This window comes from Coleofasciculus sp. D1-CHI-01 (assembly GCF_040218875.1).
Lineage (GTDB): Bacteria > Cyanobacteriota > Cyanobacteriia > Cyanobacteriales > Coleofasciculaceae > Coleofasciculus.
Genome location: NZ_JAVJQP010000076.1, coordinates 1 through 13,289, shown reverse-complemented (window position 1 = coordinate 13,289; position 13,289 = coordinate 1). Strand labels below are relative to the sequence as shown.

The 13,289-nt window shown below is 46.9% G+C and carries 11 protein-coding genes and 1 tRNA gene; 7 read left to right on the top strand and 5 right to left on the bottom strand.

What is annotated here, in order from left to right; all coding sequences use genetic code 11:
• The first annotated feature begins 164 nt into the window (after positions 1-164).
• Positions 165-935: a twin-arginine translocase subunit TatC gene (gene tatC / locus RIB93_RS13695; protein WP_446373312.1), complete on the top strand. Its 771-nt coding sequence runs from the start codon at positions 165-167 to the stop codon at positions 933-935.
• Positions 936-1,062: 127 nt separating this feature from the next.
• On the opposite strand, the gene RIB93_RS13690 is transcribed toward tatC, so the two are convergent.
• The 4 genes from RIB93_RS13690 to RIB93_RS13675 all read right to left on the bottom strand — a co-directional run bounded on the left by RIB93_RS13690 (position 1,063) and on the right by RIB93_RS13675 (position 4,873).
• Positions 1,063-2,463: a DICT sensory domain-containing protein gene (locus RIB93_RS13690; RefSeq protein WP_446373311.1), complete on the bottom strand. Its 1,401-nt coding sequence runs from the start codon at positions 2,461-2,463 to the stop codon at positions 1,063-1,065.
• A 179-nt stretch (positions 2,464-2,642) separates the two neighbouring features.
• A complete protein-coding gene (locus RIB93_RS13685) occupies positions 2,643-4,148 on the bottom strand; it encodes a UDP-N-acetylmuramoyl-L-alanyl-D-glutamate--2,6-diaminopimelate ligase (protein ID WP_446373310.1) in 1,506 nt (501 codons plus the stop codon).
• 233 nt (positions 4,149-4,381) lie between these two features.
• Positions 4,382-4,645, bottom strand: a complete 264-nt coding sequence (locus RIB93_RS13680) for a glutaredoxin family protein (protein ID WP_446373309.1) — start codon at positions 4,643-4,645, stop codon at positions 4,382-4,384.
• Between the two features lie 154 nt (positions 4,646-4,799).
• Positions 4,800-4,873 (bottom strand) — tRNA-Arg (locus tag RIB93_RS13675).
• A gap of 445 nt (positions 4,874-5,318) precedes the next feature.
• Between RIB93_RS13675 and RIB93_RS13670 the strand changes: the two genes are divergently transcribed.
• The 3 genes from RIB93_RS13670 to RIB93_RS13660 all read left to right on the top strand — a co-directional run bounded on the left by RIB93_RS13670 (position 5,319) and on the right by RIB93_RS13660 (position 8,198).
• A complete protein-coding gene (locus tag RIB93_RS13670; protein ID WP_006099605.1) occupies positions 5,319-5,978 on the top strand; it encodes an Npun_F0813 family protein in 660 nt (219 codons plus the stop codon).
• Positions 5,979-6,113: 135 nt separating this feature from the next.
• Positions 6,114-7,154 carry a hypothetical protein gene (locus RIB93_RS13665; protein WP_446373308.1) on the top strand — a complete coding sequence of 347 codons (1,041 nt, stop codon included), beginning with the start codon at positions 6,114-6,116 and terminating at the stop codon, positions 7,152-7,154.
• A gap of 9 nt (positions 7,155-7,163) precedes the next feature.
• Entirely contained in the window at positions 7,164-8,198 is a 1,035-nt protein-coding gene (locus tag RIB93_RS13660) for a hypothetical protein (RefSeq protein ID WP_446373307.1), read from the top strand.
• Between the two features lie 22 nt (positions 8,199-8,220).
• Here the strand turns inward: RIB93_RS13660 and RIB93_RS13655 are convergent, their stop codons facing one another.
• Positions 8,221-8,433: a hypothetical protein gene (locus RIB93_RS13655; RefSeq protein WP_446373306.1), complete on the bottom strand. Its 213-nt coding sequence runs from the start codon at positions 8,431-8,433 to the stop codon at positions 8,221-8,223.
• Positions 8,434-8,471: 38 nt separating this feature from the next.
• Here RIB93_RS13655 and bchI point away from each other — a divergent pair, with 38 nt between their 5' ends.
• The 3 genes from bchI to RIB93_RS13640 all read left to right on the top strand — a co-directional run bounded on the left by bchI (position 8,472) and on the right by RIB93_RS13640 (position 12,052).
• A complete protein-coding gene (gene bchI, locus RIB93_RS13650; RefSeq protein ID WP_446373305.1) occupies positions 8,472-9,566 on the top strand; it encodes a magnesium chelatase ATPase subunit I in 1,095 nt (364 codons plus the stop codon).
• A 198-nt stretch (positions 9,567-9,764) separates the two neighbouring features.
• A complete protein-coding gene (locus tag RIB93_RS13645; RefSeq protein ID WP_446373304.1) occupies positions 9,765-10,547 on the top strand; it encodes an ABC transporter ATP-binding protein in 783 nt (260 codons plus the stop codon).
• Between the two features lie 95 nt (positions 10,548-10,642).
• On the top strand, positions 10,643-12,052 hold the full coding sequence (locus tag RIB93_RS13640) for an MlaD family protein (RefSeq protein WP_446373303.1): 1,410 nt from the start codon (positions 10,643-10,645) through the stop codon (positions 12,050-12,052).
• Positions 12,053-13,289 lie beyond the last annotated feature (1,237 nt).

The window sequence follows — 13,289 nt, the reverse complement described above, 5'->3', positions numbered from 1 at the left end:
CGAAGTAAGCCGAGGTAAGCGATGCCCTGAGCTTGTCGAAGGGTCGAGGCGAGGTATTCCCCATCTCCCTTATCTCCCCCAGCCCCTCCGCCCCTCCGCTCCCCTGCATCCTCATCTCGCGATCGGTACAATAGTCAACAAACTACCATCCAACTTTGCCAACTATGACGCCTGACGTAGAAACGTTACCCCAGCAACCCGACACCAGTGAAACCGACAACCTCGACGAACTTCCCAATGATGTCGAGATGTCACTGTTTGATCACTTAGAAGAGTTGCGGCGGCGGATTTTTTATTCGCTGCTGGCTGTAGCCGTTGGTGCTATTGGCTGCTTTGTGGCGGTTAAATACATTGTCCAGTTATTGGAAATCCCGGCTCAAGGCGTTAAGTTTTTGCAATTAGCTCCCGGTGAATACTTCTTTGTATCCATAAAAGTAGCGGGTTACAGTGGTTTGCTAGTGGCGACGCCTTTCATTCTTTACCAAGTGATTCAGTTTGTCTTACCTGGGCTGACTCGCCGCGAACGACGCTTGATTGCACCTGTGGTTTTAGGATCAAGTATTCTGTTTTTCGTCGGGTTAGCATTTTCCTACATTGCTTTAATTCCCGCCGCGCTGAAATTCTTTATTAGTTACGGCGCTGATGTAGTTGAGCAAGCTTGGTCAATTGAACGGTATTTTGAATTTGTCCTGCTGCTCATGTTCAGCACGGGGATAGCTTTTCAAGTACCAATTATTCAAATTCTATTGGGAAATTTAGGTATTGTTTCATCCTCTCAAATGCTTTCTGGTTGGCGGATTGTTATTTTAGGTGCAGTGATTCTCGGTGCTGTACTAACTCCTTCCACTGATCCTCTGACTCAAAGCTTACTCGCTGGTGCTGTCATCGGTCTTTACTTCGGTGGAATTGGTATGGTTAAGCTGTCAGGCAAGTGATTGAGTTCGTAGTTTGTAGTACGGGCTTTAGCCTGTTACAATTCTGGGTTGACTACTAGCGTAACAGCGATAGTTCAGGAATTGACCAAAAGTGAGGTAAAACTTGCCAGTATTTTTACAACCTGTCTCATTGAGCATCACCAACAACAGGCAATAATACTTTAAATGTCGATCCTTTCCCTACTTGACTGGTTACCGAAATCGAACCTCCACAACGTAATAATAATTGCTGCACAATGGTCAATCCCAAACCCGCTCCCATTTCTTCCCCAGGAATGGGGCGTCCTCGATAAAAACTATCAAAAATCTTGGGAATTTCACTGGCTGCAATTCCGTTTCCTGTATCAGTAAATGCCAACTGAACATATTCCCCCTGAAGACTTCCCAGTACCCTCACTTGACCTCCGGCGGGAGTAAATTTGAGACTATTGTGCAGTAAATTAATGGCGATTTGCCGTAACCAGGTTTCTAAACAGGAAACGCTGGGTAGATCAGCCGGGATCGTATAACCGACTTGAATTCCTTTCTCTTGAGCCAATGGTTGATAGGTACTCACCACACCGGGAATAATTTCTGCCAATTCCACGACAGATTTGACTCCCGCTTGGGGTTCATCGGCTTCAACTAAATCCAACAATCCCACAATTAATGAATTTTGCCGATCGCATTCACTATTGAGAAGCTGTAGGTAACGTTGACGCTGGGCGAGTTTGAGTTGAGGCGATTCCAAGAGACTCAGCGCTGTTTTCATATTCGTTAATGGAGTTTTCAGTTCCTGCGCCACTCGCCGTAGGAGTTCGTCTTTATGGCTGAGGTGATGGGTTAATTGGGTAATGGCGCTATCCTGTCCCGATTCAGCCATTGTTCCTGACTGGAGAATTTCCGCCGTTCGTTGTAATTGTTTAACTAATACCTGGGTGATTAACGTCTTCTCATCTGTTGCTTGAACCAAGGAAAATCGGTTGTCCGCTCCAGCAAGTAGATCATCAGGCGTACTATCCGCGATCGCAATACTTCCTCTGAGCCCCTGCAACACCCGATAGATCACTCGTCGTTCAAATGTACAAATAGCCAGCCATGACTGAGACTGATGAGAAGTTTCTCCCTCAGGTAGCTGATATGCCACAATCAGAGTGGTCAATTGCTCAGACAGAACTAATAAAAACGATTCGCGTTTAAGCTGGCTTCCGGCGGCTAGCTGAATTGGGAACAGTTGAGCATCCGAGTTAACGGCTGGGTCATCCTGAATCGCGATCGCATCAGAGACTTCACCAACACAGTTACACCAATAGAGGGTTTGCGGAATACCCCTCTGTTGTCGATACCGCCACAGTTCCTCCCGCCACCCGGCGACAGATGGGGACTTCACCCAGATTGTGGCGGGGATTTTTTCTTCAATCAGGACATCAACCATAGCTCCAATCAAGGTTTTGAGTCCCACTGGACTGATTGAGAGAGACTGAGGTGTTGTCAAATTATCCAGCGCTAGCTGGTAAAGGGACAAATCCGGTGTCGGTGGTGGGTTCATTAGGGTGCGGGGTTGTGGGGGAGTTATCAGTTATCAGTTATCAGTTATCAGTTATCAGGAGATGGGGGAGATTGTGTAGGGGCGGGTTTTACTACTATCTTTTTGGTTACACCCAGATGTAACTAAACCCGCCCCGACTTCACGTAATGACAAATGAATGACCAATGACCAATGACAAATCAACTAAATCGGCGTTCTAGAGCCTCTCGCGCTTGTTCACGGTCATCGAAGTTGATTTTTTCCGTTCCTAATATTTGATAGTCTTCGTGACCTTTTCCGGCAATTAACACCCCATCACCCGGTTTGGCGTCTAAGATAGCAGTGCGAATCGCTGTGGCGCGATCGCTAATTACGATTGGCTCTACAGTCGCTGGAATCCCTTCTAAGATATCTTGAATAATCCGTTCTGGGTCTTCAGTACGAGGATTATCGGAGGTCACCACGGCGACATCGGCTAATTCTGCACCAATTTTTCCCATCTTCGGACGCTTGGTGCGATCGCGATCGCCTCCACATCCAAATACGCAAATCATTCTCCCCTGAATAAAGGGTCGGGAGGCTTTGAGCAGGTTCTCTAAACTATCTGGTGTATGGGCATAATCGACAATTACGCTAATATCCTGATCCGGTTGAAGTTGCACCCGTTCCATCCGCCCCGGTACTCCCGGAAATTGGTTTAAGGCGGTGACTACTGTTTTTAGATCTAACCCTAAATTTAACACTGCACCAACGGCAGCTAACACGTTGGACAAATTGTACTGACCCACCAGGGGAGAATTGAACGTCACTTCACCCATTGGCGTATGCAGCGTTCCTTTAACACCAATTAGTGTATAAGTCAAGTCACTCGTATACAAATCTGCCGAGGAATCTTGAACCGAGTAACTCCAAGTGCGATCGCGTCCAACTTTTTCGATTAAGCGCTTACCATACGGATCATCGGCATTAATAATTGCTTTGCCGTGGAGATAATCGGAATTAAACAATAATGCCTTTGCCGCGAAATAATCCTCCATATCGCGGTGGAAATCCAAATGGTCTTGGGTGAGATTGGTAAATACAGCGACATCAAACTCACAGCCTAACACCCGACCTTGTGCCAAGGCATGGGAACTGACTTCCATCACCCCTAACTCACAGCCTGCTGCTACGGCTGAATGTAACTGCTGTTGCAATTCTACGGGAAACGGTGTGGTGTGAACCGCCGTTTGGGAAAATCCTTGCCATCGGGCATAAAGGGTACCAAAAAGGGCAGTGGGACGCTGGGCTTGGGTGAGGAGAAATTCAATTAGATGGGTGGTAGTAGTTTTGCCATTCGTACCCGTGACACCCACTAACTGAAGCTGGCGGGTGGGGTAGTTATAGAACGCCGTCGCTGCTTGGGCGCAGGCGACTGTCATATCAGTGGCACAAATAATACAGGGCGGTTCAGCATCAGGTTTTGGCTGAGGTGGGTGTTTTTGTGCCGCTGGGGGAGAAATTAACGCCGCGACAGCACCAGAGGCGATCGCACTTTGCCAAAAGTCTCCACCATCGACACGGGTTCCGGGCATACCAATAAACAAATTGCCAGGTTGACAGGCGTGGGAATTTGTACAGATTCCTGTGATTTGGGCATCAAGTGCTGGATGATTCGGCATTTCCACCACGTTAGGAATTGCCCTTAGTAAGTCATGTAGCTTCATGTCAATCAACTCCTCACGACGAGAGGCATAGGGGGCCAAGGAGAACTTCAGATTAGCACTCCTGTTGCTTGGTATGATTACACAGACGCGATCGCTATCAGGCTAAACCGATTAAATCCCTTAAACTGCGAGGTCGAAACCAAAAGACGCTAATTTACAGTGTATTGGGACAAAAACCCCAGCTCCAACCTCAACCCGATTCGTATAACCAGTCGGCTGCTGTTCTTTCCGGCTTACAAATATTTCTGTAACATTTTCTCTAACTGCGGCACACTCAAACGGGGTGAAGGGCGAGGAAGCGGTGTTTCTTTGCCGTCTTTGTGATAACACAGCACTGGTACTTGATATTGATAAGCTTGGAACCAATCGTCCCGCTGGGTAATGTCCCGCACCTCTAGCTGAAAATCTAACGTTTGAGTCTGTTCGAGCTTTTCTTGTAACCCTTCGCACAGGTGGCAACCCGGTTTGCTGTACAAAATTAAGGTGTCATTCGTCATTGGTTATTGGTCAACAGCATCTAGAGTAATGAAGATGGAGCAGTTTTGAGTGGGAGCGGTTTGGATTAATACCCAACTCCCGGACGGCGTCCGGCTGGGTTTCGCTAACGCTAACATCCACCTGTGTCCCATCACCTTTTCCCCAATTTTAGAGCGCCCTCGGTAGGACTCGAACCCACGGCCAAAGGATTAGAAATCCCTTGCTCTATCCACCTGAGCTACGAGGGCATAGATTTATAATACAAAAATTAAACCCCTAACTGGCAAGATTCATTGTAGTGCAGGGTAGCAGAAATCTAGGATATCGTTGATGATTGTAACATTGTAACCGACATTGGTTGTTGCATGTGCGAGGTGTTTGCCCCAATATTTGAGGAAACTAAAGACTCAAGTAGCTTGAGGTCAAGGTAAACTACTATAGACCAACATAGATAATGGATCAAAACTTGTGTCAACTATCGCACTCATACCTTGGGGCATGGATGAGGTATCCAGCCGCGACAAACATATAAGTTGTCAGTTTAGGAGATTGGCTCACAAACTGGATGGGCTTCTGTGTGACTCGCCCAAGTCCCAGACAAAATAGACAAAATAGACAAGATAGATGGTTAATTAGATTACAGCTCGTCCTGTAGCACCACCCTAGCCCGGTCAGGAGTCATTTGCCAGTGTTATGTTTATTCTGAAAAGGCAGGATGTTGAAATTTCTAGCATTCAGCACCCGAAGCGAGAGCAGCAAATCCCGATTCTCAGTTATCAAGGGCAAACCTTTCGCTTGATCAGCGTGTTTCGCGCTCATCAGGAAGAAGAAGCTCGCTCCTTCTGGCGAGATTTGACAGATAATCAGGGAAAAGCTTGTGTTTTACTAGAAGAACCTGACCGCTTTAGTGTGTGGGGAAAAATTCGTCTAGAGCAATTAGGTACAGAAGGCGGTCCGGATACCAAAATTGCTCCCTATACCCAAGCCTGTCTCCTACTGCTGCAAACAGTTTACCTGGATGTTGAAGATTTACTTGGAAATAGGCAAGCGGGATTGTTTCAGAAGGATATCACGGATGTCTTCCAACAGTGGCATTTTCCCCAAGCCGATTCGCCGGAAGCCGTGAATCACTTACTGACTGTTGATCCGCTCAACACCCTACAAGTTCCACCATGGGAAGAACACCATCTGATCACCCTATTGCAGGAACTCTATCGCTTGGGGAAGGAATACTTTGGCAATGCGAATTTTGCCGAAGGAGTGGGCGATATCTTGCAGGATATGCCAGCAAATGAGCAAAGTCAGTTTATGGAGTGGCTCAAATCCTCTCCCCTAGGAAAGTTGTGGCAATAATGGAACGTCAAGGATAAATAAATGTATCATGGATGGTTGCCAAGATGGAATTTTAGGACATCAGCCGCTAAGTTTATAAATAAGTATTGCTTACGTAATTGCCATTGTTAGAGATTTCAAAATAAAGAAAGCATTATGAGCAGCTCTGTAGATAAGTCATCTGGAACTCAATCCCTACTCACAGGTCAGAATATTGTCTATCTAGGAATTGGGTGGGCAGTAGTGTCTATGCTGTTTTTTCTACTGTTTAGCGTCAAACCACCGGGAGAAGAGTATCCCTTTTGGTACTCCTTTAGCACTTATGTCCTAGAGTGTTTGCCCTTTTTGGGAGCTGCTTTACTCTGCTATAGAAATTGGCGTAGCCCTCAGATTGCCAGTGGACGCAATGTCTGGCTGGGAATTGGTTTAGGTATGCTTTTTTACTTTATCGCCAACTTGATATTTGGCGTATGGGAGTTATACTTTGGTCTTGACCCCGATGTATCCCCTGCCGATTTCTTTTACGTGATTTCTTATATCTGTATTGGTTGGGGCATGATTTTAGCCGTTCTGCCGAGGCGCTTAAATTTAGAGTGGAAGCAGTGGGTAACGGTGGGATTAATCGCTGCTTTGGGGATTGCTTTAGCGGTTTGGGTTTTATTAGCTCCTCCTGTAGCCGTAGAGTCAGAGGCTGACAATTCTGTCTTGCCAACAACTGAGTCAGCAACAGCGACAGTATCCCCCCGATTGGTGGCTTCTCTTTCACTACAGGTGGCAGTTAGCCCAACTGAAGCTGCCGCAACGACTGAAGCTGAGGTTCCTGAAACTGGCAAGTTGCCCGGTTGGGTTATTTCCCTGGATCAAGCCCTGAGTCCTTTATCAAAAACGTTGAATTTTGTATACATCGTTTTTGATGTCTTCCTACTCATCATTGCGTCAACACTTTTGTTAGCATTTTGGGGGGGGCGCTTTGCCCAATCATGGCGCATGATTGCCGCAGCAACATTTTCCCTATACATTGCGGATATGGGGTTTAAAGCTTATGGCACTCTGGCTCAGGCTCGTGGTCAGGACTATGAAAGTGGGGGTCTCCTAGATGTCTTCTTTATATTTAGTGCCTTACTTTTTGCCATAGGCGCTGCCCTGGAATATGACGTATCCAGTCGTTCTCGTCGCGGTTCACGTCGGCGAACTTAAAAATTAGCTATGAGTCCAAGAAAACTAACTGAAACCGATAAAAAAAATATTTTGAACTTGTATCGACAGCCAGAAGAGACAACCTCAACCCTGGCTGATCGTTATGGTGTCAGTAATTCAACGATTAGCCGCCTGCTCAAAAGCACGTTGTTGGAGTCGGACTATGAAGCCCTCATCCAGCAAAAGCGAGCTAATCGCACGCCAGGGTCAGGGACATCAGCGACGAAGCCAAAACCCAAGCTAGTGGAGCGGATTGAACCTAAATCGTTGTCGGTTTCTCCCTCTCCCCAACTTTCGATAGAATCGGAAGAGGAAGAATCAGAAGACGAAGAATCAGAAGACGAAGAATCAGGATTTGAGTATCCCAATCAACGTCGGCGGCGCAAACGTTCTTCTGTAACTGATCAATCTGATGCAGAATCCCAGGCAAAACAAGGTGAGTTGCCTCTGGAGTTTAATCGAACAGAAACTCCAAGGGATACAGAAGACGCAGGAGATCTGCTTGAAGACATGGATCAGGCAGAAACCAGCAACCTAAAGGATTTGTTGGATGAAGATTTAATGGATTTAGACGAGGATTTAGACAAGGATTTAGATGAAGATTTAGATGAGGATTTAGATGAGGATTTTGAGGAGGATTGGGACGAGGACGAGGACGAGGAAGATAGTGCTATTCCAAAACCTTTGACGACGACTCATGTTCCCAGGGGGGCAAATATTCAAGTCTTACCCCTGTCGGAAGCTTCTTTTCCGAAACCCTGCTATTTAGTGATAGACCGAGCAGCCGAGTTAATTGCGCGACCTCTGCGAGAATTTAGTGACTTGGGAGGTATTCCGGCTGAGGAAGTCCAGCAACAAACTTTGCCAGTTTTTGATAATCATAGGGTTGCACGACGCTTTTCTAACCGTTCCCAGCGTGTGATTAAAGTGCCTGATGGGAAAATGTTGCAGAAAACCTGTTCTTATTTACAAGCTAAAGGCATTACCCGCCTTTTGATTGATGGTCAGGTCTATTCATTGTTAACCGCATCTTTATTTGAATAGGGGCAGATTTTGTCAGTTGTCGTCATTCGTCATTTGTCATTCGTCCTTTGTAAGGAAGCAGGTAACAGGGAAGGTAGAGTTTTGAGTTAACTTCCTCATCTCCCCTATCTCCCCTATCTCCCCCATCTCCCCCATCTTCCCCAGCTCCCCCAGCTCCCCCAGCTCCCCCAGCTTCCCCTGCTTCCCCTGCTTCCCCTGCTCCTCCTTCTCCCAGAAGGTTCCATCGGTGTGGCACAATAAAAGGCGTGATTTATCGGTTATCAGGTAATCAAAGTGAGTCTGACTGCCCAAGCCCCTAAGACTGCTCGTCGCGTCGTTTTTCCGTTTACCGCCATCGTAGGTCAAGCAGAAATGAAGCTGGCTCTCCTGCTGAATGTCATTGACCCCAAAATTGGTGGAGTAATGATTATGGGCGATCGCGGTACGGGTAAGTCCACCACCATTCGGGCGTTGGCTGACTTGTTGCCGGAAATTGAAGTGGTTGCCGACGATCCCTTCAATAGCGATCCCAACGAACCCGACTGGATGAATAGTAATGGAGGAGTACAATCTGATTCAACCGTAAAGAAAAAAGTGCCGATGGTTGATCTGCCCTTGGGCGCAACCGAAGACCGAGTGTGCGGCACGATTGATATTGAAAAGGCATTAGCCGAAGGGGTGAAAGCCTTTGAACCCGGACTGTTAGCTAAAGCTAATCGCGGTATCCTCTATGTCGATGAAGTGAATCTACTTGACGATCACCTCGTTGATGTGCTACTCGACTCGGCAGCTAGTGGTTGGAATACCGTCGAACGAGAAGGCATTTCCATTCGCCATCCGGCTCGTTTTGTGTTGGTGGGTTCTGGCAACCCGGAAGAAGGAGAACTGCGTCCGCAACTCCTGGATCGTTTCGGCATGCACGCGGAAATCCGCACTGTCAAAGAGCCAACGCTGCGGGTAAAAATTGTGGAGGAACGCGCCGCGTTTGACAAAAATCCCTTGGATTACATCAAAGAACACCAAGAAGTCCAAGAGACATTGCAGCAGCAAATCGTCACCGCCCAGGCGCAACTACCCCAAGTTGAAATGGACTATGACATGCGGGTGAATATTTCTGAGGTTTGCTCAGAATTGGATGTCGATGGATTGCGAGGGGATATTGTCACTAACCGTGCTGCCAAAGCCCTGGCTGCTTTTGAAGGGCGCACGGAAGTCACAGTCGATGATATTCGTCGGGTGATTACGTTATGCTTGCGTCACCGCTTGCGGAAAGACCCCTTGGAGTCGATTGACTCAGGCTATAAGGTGCAAAAAGCCTTCTGTCGTGTATTTGGGTTGGAGGCAGAATCAGAAGCAGATTCAGCCATGGCAGCGAGTGCTTCTCGTTAAGGTGGGTTGGGGGTGTATTCCCCCACTCCGGGGACAGCTTCACTCTGATCCCTTCACCCTTTCTCTATCCCCCCTTGCACTGCTTTGAATTCCCTTTTTTCCTTATAGATCCCCCTCTTCCCTTCAGATCCCCCTTCCGTCCCCCTTCAAAAGGGGGAGACCACTGGAACATTGCTTCCCCAACTCCCCTTAACCAATATGAAAGAACCACTGATTGAACTAAAGGGAGTCTCCAAGTCCTTTGGGGGTAACGTCATCCTGGATAATGTTGATCTGACGATTTATCAGGGTGAAGCCTTAGGTATCATTGGACCCTCTGGGACGGGTAAGTCTACGATTCTACGCATGATGGCGGGTTTAATGCCCCTGGATGGGGGTGAAATCTATGTGCAAGGACAAAAGCGTTCGGGTTTAATTGAAGATGCCAAAGACCCAATTGGCATCGGTATGGTATTCCAACAATCGGCTCTGTTTGACTCCCTCAGTATCCGTGAAAATGTGGGGTTTTTCCTCTACCAGCATTCTAAACTGTCTGATGATCGCATTCGGGAATTAGTAGATGAGAAGCTAGAGATGGTGGGGTTACCCGGAATTGCCGATCAGTATCCGGCTGAACTTTCAGGCGGGATGCGTCGGCGAGTGAGTTTTGCCCGGGCGATTATGACGAACCCCGATCATCCCCAAGATAACCCGGAAATTTTACTTTATGACGAACCCACGGCTGGACTTGATCCGATCGCTTCTACTGTAATTGAGGATTTAGTCCGTCAACTTCAATGTGTTGAAGGCGGATGTAAGACTTATGTAATGGTCACTCACCAAGATAGTACAATTCGCCGTACCGCTGACCGAGTTGTGTTTCTCTACAAAGGCAAGGTACAGTGGCAAGGTTCTATCGGCGAGATTGATACAACCGATAATCCTCTGGTGCGACAATTTTTCAGTGCCAGTACCAGCGGACCAATTCAGGTGGTTGGTTAGGATAGGAGCAAGGGCTTCATCGGTCATTTGCCATTGTCATCTATCCAGGCAAATGCCCGTCAATTTACCACATAAGGGTACAGTGAGGAGAAACCATGCGATCGCGAACCATTCGAGAAGGCTCCGTTGGCTTATTAATTCTAGTTGGATTAGCCGTGCTTGCTGGCTTGGCGATTTGGATTCGGGGTTGGAAGTTTGGCGATCGCAGTTACAGCTTTGTGGTCAACTTTCCTAACGTCGCCGGGATGAAAGAAGGAGCCACCGTGCGCTACCGGGGGGTTGATGTGGGCAACATTACTGATATTCAAGCCACAACCAACGGCGTTGATGTCACCATCGAAATTGCATCAGAAGACTTAGTGATCCCAGAAGATGTTGCCATTGAAGCCAATCAATCGGGTTTAATTGGTGAAACCTCGGTAGATATTAATCCACTCCGGGAATTGTCCTCTGATATCCAGTCGATGGAACCTCGGAGTTCTGAATGTAATTCGGATGTGATTATTTGTAGTGGTGAGCAGATTCAGGGTGAGATTGGGGTTAGCTTTATTGAACTTCTCCGCAATACTGAGCGCTTAACCACCATCTATACCGATCCGCAATTTTTTAATAACATCAACACTCTTGCCCAAAATGCCTCCCTCGCCGCCAGTGGTATCGCTCAACTTGCGGGTGAATTATCCTTATTATCGCGTTCCGTGCGTCAAGAAGTCAGCGGATTTTCTCAGGCGTCTGATGCGATTACCACAGCGGCTACCCAGACAACTCAACGCATTGGCGATACAGCGGATCAATTTAGTCAGACAGCCGTTCAACTCAATCGATTAATTGCCTCAACTAATGATTTAGTCACCAGAAATCGAGCAGTTTTAGTCGGAACGTTAACCAGTGTGGGTCAAACCAGCGAACAGTTGGGCGTTCTGTTAAGCGATTTGAGACCAACCCTAGAAAATGTCAACACGACGATTGATTTAGTGAATACTCAAGTTGATCAAGCGGATGTCAGCACCATCATTGAAAACGTCGAAACCGCCTCCGAAAACTTAGTTGCCCTCTCCGCTAATGCGGCTGAGTTATCTGCTGACTTACGCGATATATCCAATTCCCTGGACAGTCCCAGCACGGCTATCGTCTTGCAACAGCTATTAGATTCAGCACGGGTAACCTTTGAAAATACGCAAAAGATTACATCGGATTTGGAAGATTTAACGGGTGATCCGGCGTTCCGTCAAAATCTCAAAGAGTTAGTCAATGGACTTAGTGAACTTCTTTCTTCCACGGAACAATTGGAACAGCAAATTGAGGTAGCACAAGTCGTAGAAGCCGCCAGTGCTGAAATTACAACGGCGGCGGTTCAGGTAGTGGATCAATCCCGTGAGCTTAATCCAAAATCCATTGAGGAGGAGTTGGCTCAGTCTAAACATAAACTGAATCACCATCACCATATCCTGGAAAAATTGCCGCCAACTCCTAAAAAGTCAGTGGCGGATAATGATAGCCAGTAGGGTGAGGATAACCCAGTGTAATCCAGGATATTTAACAGCTTTAGTTAGTACGCTAAATCATTTGAGACAATAGGTTAGTTAACTACAATCCTAAACAATGTTTACCTTCGGCTGAAGACTTACCTGATTCTGATGATACACCAGTGGACAACGAATTACAAAATTTAGTGATTAGGGCGGGTTTCGTTGTTGAATTTGAGGTGGGTTAGTTCATTTAATTCCTAAACCCGCCCCTACACCTTTTGGGTGCGATCGCGCGTTTAAATCAGATAGGTTTTCTTGTCCGGTTTACGGTTAATCTATCAATTGAATATTGAGAAAAAAATCTAACGTAGGGGCGGGTTTAGGGACAAACTCAACAAGACCAACCCATAACCTTTCTACAAAACCCGCCCTGTCCCCACCTCTCGCAAAAACGCTCTCTATCATTCCCATGTTACCCGGATATCTTCCGGTAGCGATCGCGGTTTAAAATCAGGTGGGTTTTGTTATTGGGTTTGAGGTTAACCGAAAAATTTAGGTTGTGATTAGGGCGGGTTTCGTTGTTGAATTTGAGGTGGGTTAGTTCATTTAATCCCTAAACCCGCCCCTACAGCTTTTGGGTGCGATCGCGCTTTTCAATCATCTAGATTTTCTTGTCCGGTTTCCGGTTAACCTATCAATTGGATATTGGCGCAAAAAATCTAACATAGGGGCGGGTTTAGGGACAAATTTAACAAGACCAACCAATAACTTTTCTACAAAACCCGCCCTGTCCCAACCTCTCGCCCAAACCCTCTCTATCCTACCCATGTTACCCCGAAAGCCCCTACACCTTTTGGGTGCGATCGCGCTTTGAAATCATCTAGGTTTTCTTGTCCGGTTTCCGGTTAACCTATCAATCGGATATTGAGATAAAAATCTGACGTAGGGGCGGGTTTAGGGACAAATTCAACCGACCAACCCATAACTTTTCTACAAAACCCGCCCTGTCCCAACCTCTCGCCCAAACCCTCTCTATCCTACCCATTTTACCCGGATATCTTCCGGTAGCGATCGCGGTTTAAAATCAGGTGGGTTTTGTTATTGGGTTTGAGGTTAACCGAAAAATTTAGGTTGTGATTAGGGCGGGTTTCGTTGTTGAATTTGAGGTGGGTTAGTTCATTTAATTCCTAAACCCGCCCCTACACCTTTTGGGTGCGATCGCGCGTTTAAATCAGATAGGTTTTCTTGTCCGGTTTACGGTTAATCTATCAAT

Coding starts and splice junctions, on each gene's coding strand:
- tatC (WP_446373312.1), top strand. CDS start 165: ATGACGCCTGACGTAGAAACGTTACCCCAGCAACCCGACACCAGTGAA.
- RIB93_RS13690 (WP_446373311.1), bottom strand. CDS start 2,463: ATGAACCCACCACCGACACCGGATTTGTCCCTTTACCAGCTAGCGCTG.
- RIB93_RS13685 (WP_446373310.1), bottom strand. CDS start 4,148: ATGAAGCTACATGACTTACTAAGGGCAATTCCTAACGTGGTGGAAATG.
- RIB93_RS13680 (WP_446373309.1), bottom strand. CDS start 4,645: ATGACGAATGACACCTTAATTTTGTACAGCAAACCGGGTTGCCACCTG.
- RIB93_RS13670 (WP_006099605.1), top strand. CDS start 5,319: ATGTTTATTCTGAAAAGGCAGGATGTTGAAATTTCTAGCATTCAGCAC.
- RIB93_RS13665 (WP_446373308.1), top strand. CDS start 6,114: ATGAGCAGCTCTGTAGATAAGTCATCTGGAACTCAATCCCTACTCACA.
- RIB93_RS13660 (WP_446373307.1), top strand. CDS start 7,164: ATGAGTCCAAGAAAACTAACTGAAACCGATAAAAAAAATATTTTGAAC.
- RIB93_RS13645 (WP_446373304.1), top strand. CDS start 9,765: ATGAAAGAACCACTGATTGAACTAAAGGGAGTCTCCAAGTCCTTTGGG.
- RIB93_RS13640 (WP_446373303.1), top strand. CDS start 10,643: ATGCGATCGCGAACCATTCGAGAAGGCTCCGTTGGCTTATTAATTCTA.